This window comes from Streptomyces durocortorensis (assembly GCF_016901035.1).
Taxonomy (GTDB): Bacteria; Actinomycetota; Actinomycetes; order Streptomycetales; family Streptomycetaceae; genus Streptomyces; species Streptomyces durocortorensis.
In genome coordinates, this window is sequence record NZ_JAFEUF010000106.1 from 1 (window position 1) to 23044 (window position 23044).

17 protein-coding genes and 1 pseudogene are annotated in these 23044 nt (G+C 71.3%); 1 reads left to right on the forward strand and 17 read right to left on the reverse strand.

Annotated features, from left to right (window positions below):
* Window positions 1-3: 3 nt before the first annotated feature.
* The 11 genes from JS521_RS20155 to rplU all read right to left on the reverse strand — a co-directional run bounded on the left by JS521_RS20155 (window position 4) and on the right by rplU (window position 14841).
* On the reverse strand, window positions 4-591 hold the full coding sequence (locus JS521_RS20155; protein ID WP_205084372.1) for an SCO2584 family spore wall biosynthesis protein: 588 nt from the start codon (window positions 589-591) through the stop codon (window positions 4-6).
* 170 nt (window positions 592-761) lie between these two features.
* Window positions 762-2045 carry a glutamate-5-semialdehyde dehydrogenase gene (locus JS521_RS20160; protein WP_205084373.1) on the reverse strand — a complete coding sequence of 428 codons (1284 nt, stop codon included), beginning with the start codon at window positions 2043-2045 and terminating at the stop codon, window positions 762-764.
* A 102-nt stretch (window positions 2046-2147) separates the two neighbouring features.
* The gene (locus JS521_RS20165) at window positions 2148-2639 is read right to left on the reverse strand and encodes a DUF8830 family protein (protein ID WP_205084374.1); all 492 of its coding nucleotides are present in this window, start codon (window positions 2637-2639) and stop codon (window positions 2148-2150) included.
* 128 nt (window positions 2640-2767) lie between these two features.
* Window positions 2768-3922, reverse strand: a complete 1155-nt coding sequence (gene proB / locus JS521_RS20170; RefSeq protein WP_307847926.1) for a glutamate 5-kinase — start codon at window positions 3920-3922, stop codon at window positions 2768-2770.
* Between the two features lie 148 nt (window positions 3923-4070).
* On the reverse strand, window positions 4071-6839 hold the full coding sequence (locus tag JS521_RS20175) for a CDP-glycerol glycerophosphotransferase family protein (protein ID WP_205084375.1): 2769 nt from the start codon (window positions 6837-6839) through the stop codon (window positions 4071-4073).
* A 194-nt stretch (window positions 6840-7033) separates the two neighbouring features.
* The gene (locus tag JS521_RS20180; RefSeq protein ID WP_205084386.1) at window positions 7034-8272 is read right to left on the reverse strand and encodes a glycosyltransferase family 2 protein; all 1239 of its coding nucleotides are present in this window, start codon (window positions 8270-8272) and stop codon (window positions 7034-7036) included.
* A 176-nt stretch (window positions 8273-8448) separates the two neighbouring features.
* Entirely contained in the window at window positions 8449-10554 is a 2106-nt protein-coding gene (locus tag JS521_RS20185) for a hypothetical protein (protein ID WP_205084376.1), read from the reverse strand.
* Window positions 10555-10782: 228 nt separating this feature from the next.
* A complete protein-coding gene (locus JS521_RS20190; protein WP_205084377.1) occupies window positions 10783-12282 on the reverse strand; it encodes a bifunctional cytidylyltransferase/SDR family oxidoreductase in 1500 nt (499 codons plus the stop codon).
* A 384-nt stretch (window positions 12283-12666) separates the two neighbouring features.
* On the reverse strand, window positions 12667-14103 hold the full coding sequence (gene obgE, locus JS521_RS20195; RefSeq protein WP_205084378.1) for a GTPase ObgE: 1437 nt from the start codon (window positions 14101-14103) through the stop codon (window positions 12667-12669).
* Between the two features lie 145 nt (window positions 14104-14248).
* The gene (rpmA, locus tag JS521_RS20200) at window positions 14249-14506 is read right to left on the reverse strand and encodes a 50S ribosomal protein L27 (RefSeq protein ID WP_006124388.1); all 258 of its coding nucleotides are present in this window, start codon (window positions 14504-14506) and stop codon (window positions 14249-14251) included.
* Between the two features lie 14 nt (window positions 14507-14520).
* Complete coding sequence (gene rplU, locus JS521_RS20205) at window positions 14521-14841, reverse strand: 50S ribosomal protein L21 (RefSeq protein WP_205084379.1); 321 nt, start codon at window positions 14839-14841, stop codon at window positions 14521-14523.
* Window positions 14842-15088: 247 nt separating this feature from the next.
* On the opposite strand from rplU, the gene JS521_RS20210 reads away from it, so the two are divergent.
* The gene (locus JS521_RS20210) at window positions 15089-15691 is read left to right on the forward strand and encodes an acyltransferase (protein WP_205084380.1); all 603 of its coding nucleotides are present in this window, start codon (window positions 15089-15091) and stop codon (window positions 15689-15691) included.
* 18 nt (window positions 15692-15709) lie between these two features.
* Here JS521_RS20210 and JS521_RS20215 read toward each other — a convergent pair whose 3' ends face one another.
* From JS521_RS20215 to JS521_RS20240, 6 genes and pseudogenes are all read right to left on the reverse strand, one after another.
* Window positions 15710-16993, reverse strand: a complete 1284-nt coding sequence (locus JS521_RS20215) for a nucleotide sugar dehydrogenase (RefSeq protein WP_205084381.1) — start codon at window positions 16991-16993, stop codon at window positions 15710-15712.
* A complete protein-coding gene (locus tag JS521_RS20220) occupies window positions 16990-18654 on the reverse strand; it encodes a glycosyltransferase family 2 protein (RefSeq protein WP_205084387.1) in 1665 nt (554 codons plus the stop codon). Before JS521_RS20220 ends, JS521_RS20215 begins: the two co-directional genes overlap by 4 nt.
* Window positions 18655-18701: 47 nt before the next feature.
* Entirely contained in the window at window positions 18702-20225 is a 1524-nt protein-coding gene (locus JS521_RS20225; RefSeq protein ID WP_205084382.1) for a glycosyltransferase family 4 protein, read from the reverse strand.
* A 64-nt stretch (window positions 20226-20289) separates the two neighbouring features.
* Window positions 20290-21309 (reverse strand): Gfo/Idh/MocA family protein, encoded by a 1020-nt coding sequence (locus tag JS521_RS20230; protein WP_205084383.1) that lies wholly within the window; start codon window positions 21307-21309, stop codon window positions 20290-20292.
* A complete protein-coding gene (locus JS521_RS20235) occupies window positions 21306-22424 on the reverse strand; it encodes a DegT/DnrJ/EryC1/StrS family aminotransferase (RefSeq protein ID WP_205084384.1) in 1119 nt (372 codons plus the stop codon). Before JS521_RS20235 ends, JS521_RS20230 begins: the two co-directional genes overlap by 4 nt.
* 205 nt (window positions 22425-22629) lie before the next feature.
* A pseudogene (locus JS521_RS20240) lies at window positions 22630-23044 on the reverse strand (ribonuclease E/G); the annotation flags it as partial.

The window sequence follows — 23044 nt, forward strand, 5'->3', positions numbered from 1 at the left end:
GGCTCAGGGCACCCGGGGCTCGGCGGAGACCACGGGGCGGGAGTAGTCCGCGGAGGCCGACGGGGCGGCCCCGGGCTTGTCCACACCGCTGCTGGCGGGCGGCGGCACCTGGTCCTGGCGGTTGTTCGAGGCGCCCCGGTAGACCGCGGTGAAGGCGAGGGAGACCATGCCGACGCCCATCACCAGGGCGAGCAGCCAGGCGACCGGCCGGTGCCAGCGGGCGGAGTTGCGGTAGGGGCGCAGAGAGCCGCCGTGACGGCCGTAGGGCCCTGGGCCGTCGCTGTCGTCCCCGAAGCCGTCGTCCGGGTCGTAGTCGAGGTCCTGGGGGTCGTGGTGGCCCCGGGAGTGGCCGTAGGGGCCGTATGCGTCGTCGTCGGCACGGCGGCTGCGGCGGGCGCGGGCCGCGTCGGCCTCGGCGCGGGCTTCGGCGGCGGCGAGCAGGCGCTCCACGGCGGTGGGCTCGTGGACGGGCGCCGACCGGACGAAGTCCTCGTCGAACACCACGGAGGCGAAGTCCTCGTCCGCGCCCCCGCGGTCGTCGTCGGGCTCCCAGCCGTCAGAGAACGGCCTGCCCCCCACGTCGTCCGGCACGGATTCAGCGTAGCCGGGCCGGGACCTTTTGGGCAGAGACCCCGCGAACTCCCCCGGATCGGCACGGGGGAACATGCGATCGCCCTCCTCCGGGCGGGGGCGGCCGGCCGGAGGGGGCGAGGCAGGAGAGAGGTAGGGGAGGTAGGAGAGGTCAGGAGGTGAACTCGGGGCTAGCGGGTGTGGCCGTCGCCGGTGACGATGTACTTGGTCGAGGTCAGCTCGGGCAGGCCCATCGGGCCGCGGGCGTGCAGCTTCTGGGTGGAGATGCCGATCTCGGCGCCGAAGCCGAACTGCCCGCCGTCCGTGAAGCGGGTGGAGGCGTTCACGGCGACCGTGGTCGAATCGACCAACTGGGTGAACCGGCGGGCGGCCGCTTGCGAGGTGGTGACGATCGCCTCGGTGTGGCCGGAGGACCAGAGCCGGATGTGGGCGACCGCCGCGTCCAGGGAGTCGACGACCGCGGCCGCGATGTCGTAGGAGAGGTATTCGGTCTCCCAGTCCTCCGCCGTCGCCGCGACCACGGTGGCCTTGGACCCCTCGGCGCGCTCCAGGACGTGCTCGTCGCCGTGGACGGTGACCCCGGCCTCGGCCAGGGCGTCCAGGGCGAGCGGCAGGAAGGCGTCCGCCACGTCCTTGTGGACGAGCAGGGTCTCGGCCGCGTTGCAGACGCTGGGGCGCTGGGCCTTGGAGTTGATCAGGATGTCGACCGCCATGGCCAGGTCCGTCTGCGCGTCGACGTAGACGTGGCAGTTGCCGGTGCCGGTCTCGATGACGGGGACGGTGGACTCCTCGACGACCGTGCGGATCAACGAGGCGCCGCCGCGCGGGATGAGGACGTCGACCAGGCCGCGGGCCCGCATCAGCTCGCGCACGGAGTCGCGGCTCTCGCCCGGGACGAGCTGCACCGCGTCGGCGGGGAGGCCCGAGCCGCCGACCGCGTCGCGCAGGACGCGGACGAGCGCGGTGTTGGAGGCGTAGGCGGAGGAGGAGCCGCGCAGCAGGACCGCGTTGCCGGACTTCAGGCAGAGGGCGGCGGCGTCGACGGTGACGTTGGGCCGGGCCTCGTAGATGATGCCGACCACGCCGAGCGGGACGCGCACCTGGCGGAGGTCGATGCCGTTGGGCAGGGTCGAGCCGCGCACCACTTCGCCGACCGGGTCGGGGAGGGCCGCGACGTCCCGCACGTCGGCGGCGATGGCGCGGATGCGTTCCGGGGTGAGGGTGAGGCGGTCGATGATGCCTTCGCTCGTCCCGGCCTCGCGGGCGCGCTCGACGTCCTTCGCGTTGGCCTCGACGATCTCGGCGGTCCGCACTTCCAGGGCGTCGGCGATGGCCAGCAGCGCGTCGTCCTTGGCCGCGCGCGGAAGTGGCGCGATGTCGGCGGCGGCCGCGCGGGCCCGGTAGGCGGTCTGCGCGACCGGGGAGAGGTTGTCGTAGGGCGAGAGCGTGGTCATGCCCGCAGAGTAATGCGCGCTCTGCGGGCATCCGTCACGTATCCCGTGATGCGAGACGGCCGACCCGAAGGACGGACGCCCCTCGGGGCACCCCGGGGGGGGTCAGTAGGGGTGCACTCCCACGGGAGCCGCGGGCGGCGGCCCGTAGCCCTCGGCGACCCGCAGGTGGTAGGTCTCGCGGTCGATGACTTCGAGGCCGACGATCTCCCAGGGCGGGAGCTGGGCGCTGGAGCGGTGCTCGCCCCACAGCCGCAGGGCGACGGCGGCCGCGTCGTGCAGGTCGCGGGCCTCTTCCCAGTAGCGGATCTCCGCGTGGTCGCCCGCGTAGCGGCTGGTCAGCAGGAAGGGATGGTCGTGCGCGAGCTGTTCCAGACCGCGTCTGACCTCTCCGAGCGGAGTCTCGGTGCCCGACACGCTGAGCGTGATGTGCCAGAGCTTCGACTGCGGGGACTCCTCCTTCGCCGTCGTGACCGGCTCCCGTTCGACGGTGTCCGACGGAAGGGGATTCCGGTCGAAATCCGCCCCCGCCCCGACACTCGTCAGGGCGCGGCTGGCCGTGCCTCGGGGCGGCGCCCCCGGGCGCGCTCGTCTCACCGGCGGCCTCCTGTGATGTGTTGCTCTGCGGTACCCCTGTTTCCCCACTACAAAGTGGACCAGTCCACAGGCGGGCGTGGGGTGGTTTTGGTGAAGGTCCCTGCCGAAGAGCGGGACTTTCAGCCGTTTCAGCGGGTGAGGCGCGGCGTGAGAAGGACCAGATCGTCCCTGTGTACGACCTCGCGCTCGTAGGCGGGGCCCAGTTCACGGGCCAGGTCCCGGGTGGAGCGGCCGAGTAGCTGGGGGATCTCCTTCGCGTCGAAGTTGACGAGTCCGCGGGCGATCGGGGCGCCGTGCGGGTCGCGTAGTTCGACCGGGTCGCCGGCGCTGAACTCGCCCTCGACGGCGGAGATTCCGGCGGGCAGCAGTGAGGTGCGCCGCTCCACCACGGCCCGTACGGCACCGTCGTCGAGGGTGAGCGCGCCCTGCGGGGTGGAGGCGTGGGCCAGCCACAGGAGCCGGTCGGCGGAGCGGCGGCCGGTGCGGTGGAAGTAGGTGCCGGTGTCGCGGCCGGCGAGAGCGTCGGCGGCCCGGCTGGCGGAGGTGAGGACGACGGGGACGCCGGCTGCGGTGGCGATGTTGGCGGCCTCGACCTTGGTGACCATGCCTCCGGTGCCCACGCCCGCCTTCCCGGCGCTGCCGATGGTGACGTCCGCGAGGTCGTCGGGGCCGGTGACCTCGGCGATGCGGGAGGCGCCGGGGGTGCCGGGCGGTCCGTCGTAGAGGCCGTCCACGTCGGAGAGGAGGACGAGCAGGTCGGCGTGGACGAGGTGGGCGACGAGGGCGGCGAGCCGGTCGTTGTCGCCGAAGCGGATCTCGTCGGTGGCGACGGTGTCGTTCTCGTTGACGACGGGGACCGCGCCCATCTCCAGGAGCTTGTCCAGGGTGCTGTAGGCGTTGCGGTAGTGGCCGCGGCGGCTGGTGTCGTCGGCGGTCAGGAGCACCTGTCCGACGCGGACGCCGTAGCGGGCGAACGAGGCGGTGTAGCGGGCCACGAGGAGGCCCTGCCCGACGCTGGCTGCGGCCTGCTGGCGGGCCAGGTCCTTGGGCCGGCGGACGAGGCCGAGCGGGGCGAGTCCGGCGGCGATGGCTCCGCTGGAGACGAGGACCACCTCGCGTTCGCCGCCGTCCCTGACCTTGGCGAGGACGTCGACGAGGGCGTCGACCCGGTCGGCGTCGAGGCCTCCGGAGGCGGTGGTGAGCGAGGAGGAGCCGACCTTGACGACGACCCTGCGGGCGCCGGTCACCGCCGACTCGCGGTGCGACGGCCTCTGCTCTGCCACGTGCTTCCTCGCTCTGGATCGCCCCGGTGTCCGACGAGGGCGTCGAAGCCTGTCGGCCGGTACCGCCCCCGGCACGTCACAGTACGCGAGCGGCCGCCCCCGCCGCCTGCCCGTTCCGCTCGGTGGACGCCGGAGGGCGGCCGGTGGATCAGCTCTGCAGCTCGTCGTTGACGGCGAGCATCCGGTCGACGACCCGGGCGGCGGCGCGGCCGTCCGAGGGCTCGCAGAAGTCGACCCGGAACTGGGCGTACTTCTCCTTGTACTCCTCGCTCACCGCGTCGATGTTCCGGATCGCGGAGACCAGGTCCTCGGAGGTCTTGATCAGCGGGCCGGGGGCGCGGGAGGTGAAGTCGAAGTAGAAGCCGCGCAGGGTGTCGCGGTAGTGCTCCAGGTCGTACGTGAAGAAGAGCATCGGACGCCCGGAGTGCGCGAAGTCGAACAGCACCGAGGAGTAGTCCGTGATCAGCACGTCGGCGATCAGGTAGAGGTCGGCGATGTCCGGGTAGTACGTGACGTCGTAGACGAAGCCCTGTCCGGCGCCGGGGATGGAGTCGAGGACCTTGTGGTGCTTGCGGTAGAGCAGCACGTGGTCGTCGCCGAGCTCGCTGCGGGCGGCCTCGACGTCGATCTGGTTGTCCAGCTTGAAGCGCCGGCCGCCGTAGCGCTGGTCGTCGCGCCAGGTGGGCGCGTACAGGACGACCTTCTTGCCCGCGGGGATGCCGAGCTTCTCCCGTACGGCCGCGGCGCGCTTGACGCGGTCGGGGGCGTGGAAGACGTCGTTGCGCGGGTAGCCCGCCTCCAGGACCTCGCACTGGAGGCGGAAGGAGTTGGTCATGATCGGGGTGGAGAAGGCGTTGGGCGTGATGAAGAGGTTGTACTGGCGCGAGCGCTGGGGAAGGCTCCCGATGTAGGCGAGGTTCGCCTTCGGCGTGCCCAGCAGGTCGGCCCCGATGCGCTTGAGCGGGGTGCCGTGCCAGGTCTGGACGACGACCTGGTCCTCGCGGCGGACGAACCAGTCCTTGATGCCGCCGTTGGTGACCACGTAACGGCTGCGGGCGAGCGCCTCGTACCACTCGGCGCTGCGCCACTCCACGCCCCGGACGCCGGGCGGGAGGGGGACCTGCTCGTCGCGGACCATGACGATGTGCTCCAGGTCCGAGTCCCGGCGCGCCAGCTCCTCGTAGATCGCGCGGGGCGAGTCGGAGAACTGCTTGCCACCGAAGCTGTTGTAGAGCACGGCGTTCCAGAGCGGCAGCTTGCGCAGCTCGGGAGTGGTCACGTCGCTCATCAGCCGCTGGTGGTAGGCGGAGCGCAGCTCGGGGGGCAGGACGCTGCCCGCCTCGATGAAGATCCGGTCGTAGTCCAGGCGCTCGACCGTGTACGTACGGTTCGTTCCCTGGTGGACGAGCGGCAGGGTGCCGACCAGGTCCGGCCGGATCCGGACCGGGATGTCGTGGGTGTGGTCCCACTCGGTGGTGGCGCGGAGCCTGGGCAGCCAGCGCCCCTGGCGGAGCGAGACCATTCCGTCGTAGGAGGGCATGGTGTCCGGGGTGACCCGGGCGGTGAAGCGTCCGTCCGCGAACTCGACCGGCAGCGGGCGGTCCTCGTGACGGGTGGTGTGGCGCAGGACCATCCTCATCCCGTCCGTGCGCCCGGTGTAGACGCCGCTGAGCACCAGTTCGCCGTCGGCGCTCCACCGGACGTCGTCGACGAGCGGCATGTTGACGCGGATCTGCGGGGTGAAGTTGCCGACGCCGTCGGTCACCACGGCGAACTCCCGGCCCTCGGGCAGCGGGTGCACGCCGGTCTCCAGCTTCTGGCCCATGGTGGCCCGGCGGCTGGTGCCGTCCGCGAAGAGGATGCTGACGTTGTACTTCCAGGAGCGGCCGGGCACGATCCGGTCGACCGGGATGTCGGCGAAGGCCAGCTTGGCCGTGTGCCGCAGCCAGCCGTCGGCTCCGCTCTCGGTCTGCTGGAGCTGCAGTTCGGCGGAGAAGCCGCTGGAGGCGTGCGAGATCCTCAGCCCCGTGGGGTACTTGCCCGCGGGGGTGGTGACGCGGGAGCGCAGCGTGACGGTGAGGTGCTCGCCGTCGGACTCGTGGCCGACGACCTCGGCGGGCACCACGTCGACCGAGATCCGCAAGCGGTTGCGGTCGAAGCCGGCGACGAGGCGCACGCCGTCGTCGAGGAAGCGGGTCAGGCTGTGTCCGGCGGAGCCGGCGTTGTTCTTGGTGACGCTGCCGATGGACATGCCGCCGGGGCGGGGGATGCCGATACCGAGGCGCCAGGTGGCGGGCTGCCATTTGCCCTGCACCCGCAGGCGGCTCGGGTCGACGGCCAGCTCGAAGCCCGACCAGTCGTAGTTGTACAGCGCTCCCTTGGCGGCGATGGTGGCGCGCGGCTCCCGGACCGTGCGCAGGCGCAGCGGCAGGGTGCTCCGGCTGCCCAGGCGCCGCAGGGCGGCGACGCGCAGCGAGCGCTTGCCCGTCGCGGAGGGGGCGTTGGGGATGTAGGCGTAACCGCCCACGACGAGCTTGCCGTCACGCCAGGCGAGGTCCAGGAGCTTGCTGCGCACCGGCAGCTCGCTGCGGGTGAAGTTGCGCACCGAGGGGGGCAGCGAGTCGCTCTCCACGCCGGGCAGTTCGATCCGTGCGCGCCTCAGGCCGCGCACGGAGAAGGCTCCCGGGTTCTCCCGCTCGTAGTGGAGGAGTTCGCCCAGCTCCTCGCCGCGGCCGCTGGCGGCCAGGTGCCATTTGACGCGGGCCATCGGCGAGAACTGGCGCACCAGCTTGGGCGCGGCCTGGGACAGGAAGTTCTCGGCTGCGCGATGGAAGGCGGGGCGCTCCTCGACCGGCGTCTCGGGGAAGTACTTCATGAGCCGACTGAGCTCTTCGGGGATCGCATCGAGGGGCGCCACGGGAGAGTGCCTTTCCGGGGGGACGTGCTGATGATGAACCCCAGGAAACCGGGGCGTAAATGAGACGGGTACAACGGTCTCATGGTTGCCCAACAGTATGGCGTGACGCCAATCACAGAGTGAGGGCGATACGCCCCCCGAGGGCTCCCGCCGGGTGTGTGCCCGGGGCGGGAGCCCGGCCGGAAGGTGACGTCTCAGACGCGGTGCGCCCGGGGCGCGCGGAAGGCCGCGTGCGCCGTCCGGCGGACTTTGCGGACGACCCGGCGGGCGAAGGAGACGTACGGCTTCGGCGGCGTCGGGTCGACGCGGTTGCCCCCGATCCACTCCGTCACGGTCACCTCGTAGGCGGAGTCGGGGAGCGGCGCCCCCTCGCCGAAGTGGGGATATGCCAGGTGGAGCCTGGGCGGGTTGCCCCGGCGGACCTTCCCGGGCTCCTCGCCGGCCTTCATGAAACGCAGGACGTCGAGCAGGAGGTCGAGCCGGTTCTCGGCGATGCACATCAGCCGGAGCCGCTCGTGGACCTTGACCCGGCGAGCGAGGCCGGGGGTCCAGTAGGACTCCACGAGCGGGGCGGCGAGGGCCATCTTCCGCTTGCGGACGGCCTCCTTCTGCTTGAGCAGTTTGGGGCCGAATTGTGGCAGCAACGTGATGGCGAAGGGACGCACCATCAGCGCGTCGCGCCGGGGCCCGGCAGGCACGAGCTCGGCGATGAGGCCCATGAGCGCCCGGGCCGAGTCGAAGCGCCGCGTGTAGTCGCCCTTCTTGGTCATCTGGTTGCTGTCCTCGCGGCCCACCAGGTAGTAGCAGGTGTAGTCGGCGACGACGGAGACGCCGTTGCCCCGGAGGTAGGCCTCCATGGTGAACAGGGCGTCCTCACCTGTCCGCAGCGTCTCGTCGAAGGACATGCCGAGACGTACGAGGAGGTCCCGGCGGAACAGCTTCTGGGCGCTGAGCGTGAACTTGATGTTGGAGTCGAAGAGATCGGCGCGCTCGACCGTCTCCTTCCACATCGACTTCGCCGCGCCCCGGTTGACGCCCACGATCTTGCCGAGGACGACGTCCGTGCCGGCCCGGTCCCCCATGGCGACCAGGCGCTCCAGGGCCTCGTCGCCGAAGTGGTCGTCGGCGTCCAGGAAGAAGACGTACCGTCCGCGGGCCATGCACAGGCCGACGTTGCGGGGGCCGCTCGGCCCGCCGGAGTTCTCCTGGCTGACGACTCTCATGGGGATGTCCGTGCGGGCGGCGAACTCCTTCAGATACTCCCCGCTGCCGTCCGTGGAACCGTCGTCGACCGCGACGATCTCCATCCGGCCCGCGCCGATGGTCTGCGCCTGGACGGACTCCAGGCAGCGCACCAGGTAGGGCATCGCTTCATACACCCCGATGATCACACTGACATCGGGCTCATCGCTCTTCTGCGGCATGTCGGCCATCTGCACCTGTCGATTGGATCACAACGAAGGGGAGATTGCCCGACTATGCACTTTTTATGCACTCATACGACGAGCGACCCGTTCATCCCTCCTCTGGGAGAGACGGACGGGCCGCTGTCGGGGTTGCTTCATTTCCGGACAGATGATCACCGATCACTTGTCCGAAGACCGGCGGGTCAGTGCAGGCGGGAGGCTTCCTCGCCCGTGGCCGGATCCCGCTCGGACGCGCCGACCGCGTCCGGGTCCGCCGAGGCCGCCGCCTCGTCGGACAGCTCCTGCTCGCCGTCGCCGGCACCGCTGGAGGAGTCCTCCGGGTCGGGCCCCGCCGACACCACCGGCTGACCGGCGGACCGCTGGGCGACGCCCGCGTTGCGCGCCTCGGCCTTGGCCGTGAGAGCGCGCACGGCGGCGTTGAACTGCTCCATGGACGTCGGCTCGTCCGGGCCCAGCAGATAGCTCTTCAGCTCGTGCCGCGCCTCGGCCTGGGTGTCCGCCGCGGGGTCCGCCACGGCGGCCAGCAGCTCGTCGAGCTCCGCGGCCCCGTTGGTGAGGATCACGGCGGCGCGCACCGCGGTGTTCTGCCTCCGGAACTCCTCCGCGCCCAGGGCCGCGGAGTCGGTCACGGCGTAGGGCTTGCCGCTCGCGATGAAGTCGGAGACCACACTGGAGATGTCCGAGACCATCGCGTCGGCCTCGTTGAAGCAGTCGTACAGACGAGGCTGCGCCCCGGTGACCGTACGGTGCTCCCACCAGCCGAAGGACCGCCAGTAGGCGTCGTTCCACGCGGACCGCAGGGCCGTCGTCTCGGCCTCCCGCGCGGGGTCGGCGAGCGAGATCCTCGACAGCTCGGCCGCGTCCCCGCCGGAGCGGCCGGAGGACTCCAGCTGGGCCAGACGGGCCTCGATGCGCGCCAGTTCGGCCCGGGCCTCGCGCTGCCCGGCCGCCGCTTCCGAGGCCTCGGCGGCCCAGCGGGGCTCAGCGGCGCGCTTCACGGCCGCGGCCTCCAGCATGGCGGTGATCCTGGTGTCGACGGCCTTCGCCTTGGCGCTCCGGATGCCCGTGAAGGGGTGCGGCTTGTAGATGACCCGGACCGGCGGGTCCGCGGCCAGCAGCCGCCGCACGATGTTCTCGCCGGCCAGCAGCAGCGAGGTGTTGCCGGGGTTGTCGTCCCAGCCCTCCCAGGTGGGGGCGTAGAGGACGGTGGCGATGGGGTTGCGGATGGTGCCCGTCCAGCTCTGGATGGGCTCCAGCTGCGGGCGTCCGACCTCGACGATGTCCTCGTCGCGGACGCCCACGTCGGCCAGCGCGTAGCGGTCGCGGCCGGCCCGGCCCGCCGTCCACACCTCGTCGTACACCTTGGAGTAGGGGTTCACACTGGCGAGCTTGTCGCTGTCGCCGTGGCCGATGAAGACGTGCTTCATGGTCGGAACGCGCAGGATGTGGATGTTCTTGCCCACGTTCGCGGGGTAGAGGCAGACCCGGACCGTGGAGAGGTCCAGGTTCATCAGGTGCGTGCCCGCCGGGACGCAGATCACCGGGACGGAGGTCTCGGCGAGCTGCGGGACGAGACCGCGCTCCCGCATGATGATCAGCGGCCGCCCCTCGACCCGGCTCATGGTCTCCAGCCACATGTTGCCCTGGTAGGCGGACTCGTTCGAGCCGGAGAAGTAGAACACCACCGTCGGCTGGTACGAGCGCAGCCAGGTGTCCACGGCGGCGAGCACCGCGGGGGCCGGGGGAACCAGCCGGCTGCGGCGCGCGAACGGGGCGAGCAGGATCAGGTAGAGCAGCGCCAGCAGCAGGGTGAGGGCGGCGCCCGCGTAGCCGATCCCGTCCACGCCCGTCCCGGCCGCGATCAGCACACCGGCGACCGCGGGAATGTCCAGGTGGAGCATCTTCTCGGCGGACCGCCGCAGCAGCAGCTGCGGAGGGGCGTCGGGGATGCGGACGGCGCTCAGGTCGACGTTGCGCGTGACGACCGGCATCGTGCGGCGCAGCCGGATCAGCGTGGTGAGCGCCCCGTGCGGGGCCTGGAGCGCGTAGAAGAGCAGGAATCCTGCCACCGCCGCGTAGAAGAGCGGCTCTTCCGCGAGATCCAGTCGCGCGAGGAGCAGGATCACCATCAACTGGCGGAGCAGAAAGCGGATCGACAGGCCGGCGCGCACTTTGCCGAGCCGGTTGATCAGGTAACTCCCCCGCTGGTGCAGATACCAGTCCGCAACATACGTGACGGCCGCGGCCGCCGCGAAGAACCAGATGTTGGGGAGAAGCGCGGCGAGCATGACGCAGGGGTATCCCAACCCCATCAGCAACGCTGCCGCCAGCTCAGACCCGTTGCCCACGCGGGCCAGGCGAATAGCTGTCGAAATCACGAAGAACCTGCTCCAGAGAGGGGTGCCGGTTAATTCACCTATAGCGGGAAATAAAAGGATGCGTTCTCACGCATTCGGGCCTCTGTGCTCACGGAAAGGTGATCACAGAGGCCCGAAAAGCTCATTTGTCAAGAATTATTACACATCTGACTGACGGTCCAGCACCGAGGCCAGAGCCTGCTCGAAGCCGGAGGACTCGGCGGCTCCGGCCGTCGGGTCCTGCTGCCGTACGTCGATGACGTGACCGGTCAGCTCGGAGAGCAGGACGTCCAGCGAGGTGCGCGCCACGGCCTCCGAGGAGAGCAGCGAGCCCTCGGGCTCCTGGCCGAACGCCTTGGTGCGCATCGGGGTCGCAGTGCGCTCCGGGTTCACGCAGTTGACCCGGATGCCCTCGCCCGCCCACTCGTCGGCGAGCGCCTGGGTCAGGTTGACCATGGCGGCCTTGGTGGAGGAGTAGAGGCTGTACTCGGCACGGCCCCGGGTGTAGCTGCTGGAGGTGTAGAGCAGCAACTGGCCCTGGGTCTCGGCCAGGTACTTGTACGAGGCGCGGGCGATCTGGACGGGGGCCAGGTAGTTGACGTTCAGCGCTTCCTGGATGGTCGTGTTGTCGGTCTCGGCCAGCTTGCCGATCCGCAGCACGCCCGCGGTGTTGATGACGTAGTCGACCCGCCCGGTCTCGGCGTACGCCTTGGAGAGCGCGTCGTCCACGTGCTCCGGGTTCTCCACGTGCGTCCCGGTGGTGGAGCGGCCCAGCGCGTAGACCTTCGCGCCGTAGCTCTCGGCGAGGGCCGCGATGTCGGCGCCGATGCCGTACGAACCGCCGAAGACCACCAGGGTCTTGCCCGTGAGCAGCTCCCGGTAGGCGGCCTCGTCGGCCTGGCGCGGGGCGGCGGTGGAGGCCAGCTGGAAGAGCTTGTCGGTGATGAAGACGTCGACCGGCTGGGTCACCTTCATGTTGTACTCGTCGCCCGCGACCACGTAGATCGGCACGTCGGGGAGGTACTTGAGGACCACGGAACAGTCGTCGGTGGCCTGGAAGTTGGGGTCTCCCGCCGCGACCTCGTACGCCCTGCGGATCGTGGAGAGCTTGAAGGCCTGCGGCGTCTGGCCGCGGCGCAGCCGGGAGCGGTCGGGCACGTCGGTGATGAACTCGCCGTCCTCACCGTGCGTACGGGTCACGATGATCGTGTCCGCGGACGGGATGGCGACGTCGACAGCCTGGTAGCGCTCCAGCGCGTCGACGCAGTCCGTGATCACACGCTGTGACAGCAGGGGGCGGACCGCGTCATGGAAGAGGACGTTGCGGTCCTCGCCCTCGGCGAGGCCCTCTCCGAGGGCCGTGATGGCGCGCTCGGTGGTCTCGTTGCGGGTGGTGCCGCCCTCAATGATCCGCGTGACCTTGGACAGTCCGGCCTTCGCGACGATCTTCTCGACGTCGGGGACGAACCCGGGCGCCATCAGCACGATGACGTCGTCGATGCCCTCGGCGTTCTCGAAGATGGTCAGCGTGTGCTCGATGACGGCCTTGCCGGCGATCTTCAGCAACTGCTTGGGGATCGACAGGCCGACGCGCTGGCCGGTCCCACCGGCGAGCACGACCGCTGTGGTCCGGGGCTTGGCTTCATGCGGCACAGACACAGACGACCTACCTTGCTATGACAGGGGGAACAGTGTGATGGTCGCACTCTCCGTGACCGTCTCGCAAGGTGGACGTCGTCCGTCGCTCGCCCTGCGGATGCCCGCAGTTCACCCTCTGGCCAGGGAAGTTGGGCGGTACCGGGGTGTTGCGCGGGGTGACCGACCCCACAGATGTGTTGCGCAATCGGCACATGAGCAGCGCGTGCACCCGGTGTGACCGGCGGAAACCGCCGACGCCCGGCCCCGAGGCTACCGGACGGCCCGCCTCCGGAGAGACGGGCCGGGGGCCGCGGCCGGGAGCCCGCCCCCTTCGGAAGGGGGCAACTCCTTTGCCGACAGCCCTGGAAGGGACCGAATTTCCCGGTACCCCTGGAACCGGTACCCCTAGAAGGGGTCGAACTCGTCGTACTCCTTCTCCGCGTCGTCGCGTTCGGCGTCGCGGTCCCGGCGGCGCTGCGCGGCGGGGCGCGGCTCCTCCAGGCGGTGGTCCTCGCCGCGGCGGCCGAGCATCTCGGCGCCGGCGCTCACGGTCGGCTCCCAGTCGAAGACGACCGCGTTCTCCTCGGGGCCGATCGCGACGCCGTCGCCGGCCCGGGCGCCCGCCTTCATCAGGGAGTCCTCGACACCGAGGCGGTTGAGCCGGTCGGCGAGGTAGCCGACGGCCTCGTCGTTGTTGAAGTCGGTCTGGCGCACCCAGCGCTCGGGCTTCTCGCCGCGCACCCGGTAGATGCCCTCGTCGTCCAGGGTGACGGTGAAGCCCGCGTCGTCGACGGCCTTGGGGCGGATGACGATGCGGGTCGCCTCCTCCTTGGGCTTGGACGCGCGCGCCTCGGCGATGATCCCGGCGAGCGCGAAGCTCAGCTCCTTGAGGCCCTTGTGCGCGATGGCGGAGACCTCGAAGACCTGGTAGCCGCGGGCCTCCAGGTCGGGGCGGATCATGTCGGCGAGGTCCTGGCCGTCCGGGATGTCGACCTTGTTCAGGGCGACGATGCGGGGCCGGTTCTCCAGGCCGCCGTACTGGCGCAGCTCCTCCTCGATGATGTCGAGGTCGGAGACGGGGTCGCGGTCGGACTCCAGCGTCGCGGTGTCCAGGACGTGCACGAGGACCGAGCAGCGCTCGACGTGCCGCAGGAACTCCAGGCCGAGGCCCTTGCCCTGGCTGGCGCCGGGGATGAGCCCGGGGACGTCGGCGATGGTGTAGACGGTCGAACCGGCGGTGACGACGCCGAGGTTCGGTACGAGGGTGGTGAACGGGTAGTCCGCGATCTTCGGCTTGGCCGCGGAGAGCACCGAGATCAGCGAGGACTTCCCCGCGCTCGGGTAGCCCACGAGGGCCACGTCGGCAACGGTCTTGAGCTCCAGGACGATGTCCCGGCTCTCGCCCGGCTCGCCGAGCAGCGCGAAGCCCGGAGCCTTGCGGCGGGCCGAGGCCAGCGCCGCGTTGCCGAGGCCGCCGCGGCCGCCCTGACCGGCCACGAAGGTGGTGCCCTGGCCGACGAGGTCGGCGAGCACGTTCCCGGCCTTGTCGAGGACCACGGTGCCGTCCGGCACGGGCAGGACCAGGTCCTGGCCGTCCTTGCCGGAGCGGTTGTCGCCGGCGCCGGGCTGGCCGTTGGTGGCCTTGCGGTGGGGGCTGTGGTGGTAGTCGAGCAGCGTGGTCACGGACTGCTCGACGACGAGGATCACATCGCCGCCGCGTCCGCCGTTGCCCCCGTCGGGGCCTCCCAGCGGCTTGAACTTCTCACGGTGGACGGAGGCGCAGCCGTGGCCTCCGTTACCCGCGGCGGCATGCAGCTCGACGCGGTCCACGAAGGTGGTCATGGTTGGTGCCTCCAGGTACAGCAGGGAAATACGGAATTGTCTCTGTCGTAACACGCCGAGGGCGGACCCGCTTCCCCGTTCGCCGGGAAAGCTGAGATCCGCCCTCGGAAGGTGCTGTGTGTCGTTCTGCGCGCGCTGAGAAGGATCAGACGGCGAGCGGAACGATGTTCACGACCTTGCGGCCGCGGTGCGTGCCGAACTCCACCGCACCGGCGGTCAGCGCGAACAGCGTGTCGTCGCCGCCACGGCCGACGCCCGCGCCGGGGTGGAAGTGGGTGCCGCGCTGGCGGACCAGGATCTCACCGGCGTTGACGGCCTGACCGCCGAAGCGCTTCACGCCGAGCCGCTGAGCATTGGAGTCGCGCCCGTTCCGAGTGGACGATGCGCCCTTCTTGTGTGCCATGTGTTCTCAGTCCCTTACTTCGCAGCCGCGGGGATACCGGTGACCTTGATCGCCGTGTACTGCTGGCGGTGACCCTGGCGACGGCGGTAGCCGGTCTTGTTCTTGTAGCGAAGGATGTCGATCTTCGCGCCCTTGTGGTGGTCCACGATCTCGGCCGTGACCTTGATGCCGTCCAGCACCCACGGGTCGCTGGTGACCGAGTCACCGTCGACAACGAGCAGGGTCGAGAGCTCGACCGTGTCGCCAACCTTGGCAGTGGAAATCTTGTCAACCTCAACGATGTCGCCGACAGCAACCTTGTGCTGGCGACCACCGCTGCGCACGATGGCGTACACGCGGATCTCTCTCTCGCTCGGAACGGATCCCCTGATGCCAGCCGCTCGCACGGGCCGGGGCCCGGGACGATCCGGAAGGATGAGCGGCCTCTCCTGGCGGACGGCGCGAACACCGACCGTTACCGGGAGGGATGTGCTCAGGGGTAGGCGCGTTAAGGAAACACACCGAGGGTCAAGGTTACGGGGCGGGGGTGTGGGGGTCAAACCGTAGAGTTTCGCGGAGAACCCTCTCCGGAAGGCGTCGAACGTGGACTACCGAGTGCAGCCGACCGCCCAGGTCGACGAGAGTGCCGTCGTCGGAGCGGGCAGCAGCGTCTGGGAGCTGGCCCAGATCCGTGAGGGGGCGCGGCTCGGCGAGCACTGTGTGGTCGGCCGGGGGGCCTACGTCGGCGCCGGCGTGCGGATCGGCGACAACGTGAAGCTGCAGAACTTCGCCCTCGTCTACGAGCCGGCCGAGCTGGCGGACGGGGTCTTCGTGGGCCCGGCGGTGGTGCTCACCAACGACCACAACCCGCGGTCGGTCGACCCCGACGGCCGGCAGCGGCGCGGCGGCGACTGGGAGCCGGTGGGGGTCACGGTCGCGGAGGGCGCGTCGCTCGGGGCACGGGCGGTCTGTGTCGCCCCGGTCCGGATCGGGGCGTGGGCGATGGTCGCGGCCGGTGCCGTCGTGACCCGGGACGTCCCGGACTTCGCGCTGGTGGTGGGGGTGCCGGCCCGTCGGATCGGCTGGGTCGGACGGACCGGCGTACGGCTGGTTCCCCGGGAGGGCGCACCCGGGGAGTGGGAGTGCCCGGCGACCGGGGCCCGCTACACGGAGACGGACGAGGTCCTCACCGAACAGACGGGGTGAGGACCGGTCGCCCCCGGCTCACCCGCCGATGACGATCCTCCGCACCCCCGGCCAGGGGTCGGGGTCGGTCGTACGGCGTCCGTCGACCAGCACGCGCACGTCCGGCAGGACGTCCGCCGAGAGCTCGCGGTACTCGGCGTGGTCGGCCTGGACGATCGCCGCGGTGACGGTCTGGCCCTCGTGCGGGACCAGTCCCAGTGCCCTCAGCTCGTCGGGGCCGTACAGGGGGTCCGAGACGAACGGCACGGCGCCGCGTGCCCGCAGCGCCTCGACCACGCCGAAGACGCCCGAGAAGGCGGTCTCCTTGACGCCGCCCCGGTAGGCGGCGCCCAGGACCAGCACTCCCACGCCGCTCAGGTCGCCGTAGGCGGCCGCCAGCAGGTCGACGGCGTACGCGGGCATGGCGGCGTTGGCCTGGCGGGCTGCGCGGACCACCGTCGCCTCCGGGTCGTTCCACAGGTACATCTGCGGATAGACCGGGATGCAGTGCCCGCCGACGGCGATGCCCGGCCGGTGGATGTGGCTGTAGGGCTGGCTGTTGCACGCCTCGATGACCTGCTCGACGTCGATGTCGCGGCGGTCGGCGAAGCGGGCGAACTGGTTGGCCAGCGCGATGTTGACGTCCCGGTAGGTCGTCTCGGCGAGCTTCGCCAGCTCGGAGGCCTCCGCCGGGCCCAGGTCCCAGACGCCGTTGGGGCGGGGCAGGTCGTCGCGGTCGTCGAAGTCGAGCACGGATGCGTAGAAGGCGACTCCGCGCCGGGCGGACTCCGGGTCGACGCCGCCGACCAGCTTGGGGTAGCGGCGCAGATCGGCGAAGACCCGGCCGGTGAGGACCCGCTCCGGCGAGAAGACCAGGGAGAAGTCCGTCCCGGCGCTCAGTCCGGAGCCCTCGGCCAGCATCGGCGCCCAGCGGGTGCGGGTGGTGCCCACGGGCAGGGTGGTCTCGTAGCTGACCAGGGTGCCGGGCCGCAGCCCGGCGGCGACGGACTTGGTGGCGGCGTCCATCCAGCCGAAGTCGGGGACGCCCTCGGCGTCCACGAAGAGCGGGACGACGATCACGACGGCGTCGGACGCGGCGACCGCGGCCGTGGTGTCGGTGGTGGCCGAGAGCCGGCCCGCTCCGACCGCCTCCCGCAGCCGCTCGCCGAGCCCTTCCTCGCCGGGGAAGGGCTCGGTGGCCGCGTTCACGAGGGAGACGACCCGCTCGTCGGTGTCCGCGCCGATCACCGTGTGGCCCTTGGCGGCGAACTGCACGGCGAGCGGGAGCCCGATCTTGCCCAGGGCGACCACACAGATGTTCATCCGCTCCGCTTCCTCTCGGATCCCAGCGATTTTCTCTCTGATCCCAGCGATCCCAGCGATCGCAGCGCTCTCGACAGCCGTGTCCCCCATCCCCCGCGCTCCGTCAGCGGAGCCGTCGTGATCACGAGCCTGCCCTTGGAGTTGGGCCAGGCCGCGACCCGGTGGGGCTCGGCCTCGCCCCACCGGCGGGCCAGCGGCATGGGCCGCCCCTGGGTCCGTACCGGGATCTCGTAGGTCCGCCCGGCGACGTCGAGGTAGACCCGGGCCCCCTTCTTGGCCTTGGCCGCGGCCACCGGGAGGCGGGCCAGGACGCGGGTGCCGGGTCCGTCCTGTGCCGCCTCCGTCGCGGTGAGGTCGCCGGGCGACGAGGGGCGTGGCTGCTTCGGCCCCAGCCTGCGGGCGCCCGGCCGGTCCGCGCTCTGCGGCATCGCGCCCTGGGCCAGGGCGACCGTCACCGAGGAGGTGTCGCCGGTGACCTTCAGGCGCAGCCGGACGGTGATACCGAGGTCCTCGCCGTGCTGTTCCCAGTCCGCCGACTCGAACACGGTCCCCGCCGCGAGCCGGCCCGCGACGGTCTCGCCGAGGACTTCGTAGTACCGGTCGTCCAGCCCGACGGCGAGGTCCCGGAACCCCGGATAGAGAGCGAAGGCCCGGTCGCCCTCCAGCAGGAAGGGCGGGGCTCCCTGCCGGGTCTCGTCCGCGATGGCCCGGCTCAGGGCGTCCACGGCCCCCTGGCGGGCCAGACCGAACCGCACCCGTCTGCATACCCCCGTACCGTCACGCAGCGCGTCGGTGTAGTAGGCGTCCAGCAGCTCCGCGATCCCCTCGCACAGGCTCTTCCTGGTCACCGCGGGCAGGGCCGGGAAGTCGGCCAGCAGGAGCTTGGAGAGCTCCCAGGTGAAGTGCCGGGACAGCAGCGCGTCCCGCCGCGGGCCCGCCTCCACGAGACCGGCCGCGTGCGCCATGATGCGGGCGGTGCACCGCAGCCGGCTGAGATGGTCGGCCCGGTAGGTGATGTTGCTCGCGTCGCCCCGCTTGACCGCGTAGTAGCAGATGTAGTCGGCGAGCACGGAGATCCGGCGGGCCCGAACGCACGCCTCGATGGTGAAGGGCTGATCGCTGCCGACCGGCAGGTCCTCGGGGAAGCGCAGGCCGTACTCCTCCACCAGCGAGCGCCGGAAGAGCTTGGTGTTGGCCAGCGTGAACGGCAGCGACGAGTCGTAGAGGCTGATGTCGGGGGCGTTGTGCTCGTACAGCTTCTGGTGCACGTAGCGCCCGTTGACCCCGACCGCCCTGCCGACGACGATGTCCGACCCGTGCTCGTCGGCGTACGCCACCAGCCGCTCCAGGGCCTGATCCCCCAGCCGGTCGTCGGAGCCGACGAAGAAGACGAACCGGCCCGTCGCCCGTTCCAGGGCGCGGTTGCTCGGGGCGGCCGGACCGCCGGAGTTGGCCTGGTGCAGCACCGTGACCGTGTCCGGGTACGTCGCGGCGAACCGGTCGAGTTCCGGCCCGCTGCCGTCCGTCGAGCCGTCGTCGACCGCGATCACTTCGAGGCGGTCCAGCCCGATGCTCTGCGCCACCAGGGAGTTCAGGCACTCCGTCAGGTAGGGCATCGTGTTGTAGACGGCCACGATCACGGTGACATCGGGCGGCCGGATCCCCGTGACGTCGGACGGTCCGGTCACGGTGGCCTCCGGCGGTCCGGTCACGGAGCGACCTTGGTCATCCGTCGCCCGGCGGGGGCCGGGGCGCCTTCGACGAGCCGGGAGTACACGCCGTCCAGGACGGCCGCCTGCGCCTCCCAGGTCCATTCCGCGAGCAGGTCCCGCCGTGCGTAGGCGTCGCGGTAGCGCCGGGGATCGGCGAGGACGGCGGTCATCGCCCGTACGTAGTCCTCGACGTCCTCGGCCGTGAACACCTCGCCCTGGCCGGTGGCGGTGACCGTCGCCGCCATCGTCCGGACATCGCTGACGACCAGCGGCAGCCGGGCGTGGGAGTACTCGAAGAACTTGGTGATCAGGGCGATCTCGTGGTTCGGCCAGTGGTGGATCGGGATGACCCCGACGTCCGCAGCGGCCAGATGACGGACCACCTGGTCGTGCGGCACGTACGGGAGGATGTGCACCCGGTCGCGGACGCCGAGCACCGTCGCCCGCGCCTTGAGCGACTGCATGTACGGCGAGCCCGCGCGGGGCACGATGAACGCCGCGTGGGACTCCGGCAGGCGGGGCAGCGCCTCGACCATGATGTCCAGACCCCGCTGCGGAGCCGCCGAACCGCTGTAGACCGCGAGCGGCACCTCCGGTCCGATGCCGCACAGGGCCCGCAGGTCGGGCACCGGCTCGGCGGCCCGGTCAGGGGCGATCACCGTGTCGGGGCAGTTGAGCACGACGTCCGGAAGGTCGCTCAGACCGTGGTGCTCGGCCAGCATCTTCGCCAACGAGGCCGAGACGGTCGTGACGGCGTCGGCGTACTTGGCGTGCTCCCGCTCGTGGGCGCACTGGGCGACGTGCCAGCGCGGGTGCGGGCTCCACGGCTTGATGCCGGGCAGGAACTCGTGCGCGTCCCAGACGAGCCGGACGGTGCGCCCCTTGGCCTCGGCCCGCAGTTTGGCGCGCGCGCCCACGCCGAGCATCCGGAAGTCGTTGGCGTGGATCAGGTCGGGCTCCAGGGCGTCGATGACCTTCCCGTACGCCAGCTCCAGGTCCCACAGCCCGGGGTCGAGCCGCCGCCAGGCCCGTTCGCCCATCGCCCGCACCCAGAAGGCCGTGGTGAAGCGGTCGAGCGGGGTGTCCATGTCCTTGCGGCGCCGCTCCAGCGCCGCGGTGTGCCGGGCCCGCAGGCGGACCCACCGCCCCATGCCCCGGGAGAGCACGCGGGCCGGCAGCAGTCGCGTCGCGGCCGCCCCGGAACCGCTGCGCCCCGCCTCGATGACCCGCAGGTTCAGCTCCGCCCGCCAGGCCTTCATCCGCTGCTTGCGGTACTCGGCCAGAGGGCCCGGCGGGTAGGCGAGCGGCGCGCGGAGGACCGCCCGGCGGTACTCGTGCCGGCGGCGGTGCAACGGTGTCGCCACGGGCAGCAGCCGGACCCGGGCCTCCCCCAGCTGCCAGCTCTGCGCCTTCCGGTTCGGCGACTTGCCGAGGAGGACGACGTCCCAGCCCGACGCCGCGGCGGACCGGGCCTCTTTCTGGACCCGGGAGTCCCCCTTCACCGCGTTGTCGACGAGCATGACGATCTTCCCGCGGGGTCTGCCTGCGGGGGCCGGGGCAGGTGCCGGGGCTGAGGGCTGAGGGTCAAGCGCCACGTGGAATCGTTTCCTCCCGCTCGAAGACGACGGTGCGGCCGCTCCTGGCCGAGTCGAGCAGGGAGGCGGCCACCTCCACGGTGCGCAGCCCCTGCCGCAGGGTGCAGATGTCGGCGGAGAGGCCCTGCACGGCGTCCCGGAAGAGTTCGTGCTCGACGAGCAGCGGCTCACGCTTGGGGATGGCGTAGCGGATCATGTCCCCCTCGGAGACCCCGCGGAACGCGCGCAGGGCCTCCCACTCGGTGGCGACGGAGGCGTTCGAGTAGAACGTCAGGTCGGCCGTCAGCGTGTCGGCGATGAGGCAGCCCCGCTCGCCGGTGACGGAGGTGAACCGCTCCTTGAGCGGGCTCAGCCAGTTGACCAGGTGGTTGACCATGGTCCCGTCGGAGAGCCGGCCCACCGCGCTAACCATGTCCTCGTAGGGGCGGCCGGACTTCGACACGGTGTGGGCCGCGATCGACACGTAGCTCCGGCCGGTCATCCACGCCGTGAGGTCGATGTCGTGGGTGGCCAGGTCCTTGACCACGCCGACGTCGGCGATGCGGTGCGGGAAGGGGCCCTGACGCCGGGTCACGATCTGATACAGGTCGCCGAGTTCACCGCTCTGCAGCCGGTCCCGCAGGGAGCGCAGGGCGGGGTTGCACCGCTCGATGTGGCCCACGCCCGCGACGAGGTTCCGTGACTCGAAGGCGTGCACGAGCCGCAGAGCGCCCTCGACGGAGTCGGCGAGCGGCTTCTCGATCAGCACGCAGACGCCCGCGTCGGCCAGCCGCAGTCCGATCTCCTCGTGGAGTCCGGTCGGGCAGGCGACGACGGCGTAGTCGATGCCCAGGTCGAGGAGCTGCTCGACGTCCGGCAGCACGGGAGCGCCCTGGGCCCAGCCGTTCTTGTCGCCCATCGGATCGACGACACCGACCAGGTCGACGCCCTCCAGGGCCATGAGCACCCGGGCGTGGTGTCGGCCCATGGAGCCGAGGCCGATGAGCCCGGCCTTCAGTGCGGCGGTCACGGCTTCTCCCCCAGGGTGTTCACGGCGGTGGCGACGCGCTCCAGGTCGCCCACGGTGAGCGAGGGGTGGACGGGCAGCGACACGACCTCGGCGGCGGCTCTGTCGGTCTCCGGCAGGTCCCAGGTGCGGCCCGCCTTCTGGTCGGGCTCCCAGTAGGGCTTGAGGCGGTGGATCGGGGTCGGGTAGTAGACGGCGTTGCCGATGCCCGCCGCGGTGAGCCGCGCCATCGCGGCGTCCCGGTCGCCCCTGATCCGCACGGTGTACTGGTGGTAGACGTGCCGGGCGCCCTCGGCCACCGGCGGCGTGGTGACGGCCGGGGCCGTGATGCGGGCGTCGAGGTACGCGGCGTTGGCGCGCCGCCGCTCGGTCCAGGCCTCGACCTTGCCGAGCTGTACGCGGCCGACGGCGGCGGACACGTCGGTCATCCGCATGTTGGCGCCGACGATCTCGTTGGCGTACCGCTGCTCCATACCCTGGTTGCGCAACAGGCGCACGGTGCGGGCGACTTCGGCGTCGGCCGTGGTGACCATGCCGCCTTCGAGGGAGTGCATGTTCTTGGTCGGGTAGAAGCTGAAGGCGCCGCCCGCGCCGAACGCCCCGACCGGCGTTCCGTGCAGGGCTGCGGTGTGCGCCTGGCACGCGTCCTCGACGACCGCGAGCCCGCGCCGCTCGGCCACGGTCATGATCCGGTCCATCGCCGCCGGATGGCCGTAGAGGTGTACGGGCATGATCGCGGCCGTACGCGGGGTGATCGCGGCCTCGACGGCCGCCGGGTCGAGCCCGAAGCCGGCCGGCTCGATGTCGGCGAACACGACGTCGGCCCCGGTCAGGCGGACCGCGTTCGCGGAGGCCGCGAAGGAGAACGAGGGGACGACGACCTCGTCCCCTCTGCCGATGCCCAGGGCCAGGAGCAGCAGGTGGAGGGCGGAGGTGCCGGAGTTGACGGCGACGCAGGTCCGCCCGTCCACGAGGGCGGAGAAGCGCTCCTCGAAGGCGGCGACCTCGGGCCCCTGGACGACGCGTCCGCTGCGCAGCACCTGGACCACGGCGTCGATCTCGGCCTCTCCGATGACGGGTGAGGCCACGGGAACCAGCTGCTCGTTGATGCTCGTCATCGACGTCCTCCTCGGCGGGTGCACCGCTGGCGAGCCCCTGGGATTCACCCCCCAGGGATGCGTCAAATCATGACACATCGGACATCTGTCGGGTGGGAGCGAAGCCGCCGACCGGCCGGGGCGCCGTGGCCGGAAACGCGGACGTCCCGCCCCGAAGTGCTCGGGGCGGGACGTCCGCGTCGGTCGGGAGGGTGCCGGACGGCCGTCAGCCGGCCGAGGGCTCACCGTCCCCGGAACCGGTGGAGGCGCTCACCGAAGCCGACGACTGCTCGGCGGCGACGGTCTTCTTCGTCGCCTTCTTCGCGGTCGTCTTCGCCGTCGTCTTCTTGGTGGCGGTCTTCTTCGCAGCGGTCTTCTTGGCCGCCGCCTTCTTCGCCGGGGCCTTCTTGACGGCGGCCTTGCGGGCCGTCTTCTTGGCCGGGGCGGCCTCCGCGGACGCGGATTCCGTCGCGGCGGTGGAGTCCGCGGCCGCCTCGGGCGCCCGGTCCTCGGACTCCGGAGCCTTCGCCTCGGCCGCCGGGGCGACCACGACGATCTCCGTGTCGTCCGACCCGGTGGGCGAGCCTGCCGGAGCGGTGACCTTACGGGTCACCCGGCGGCGGGCCCGCGGCGGGGCGGCG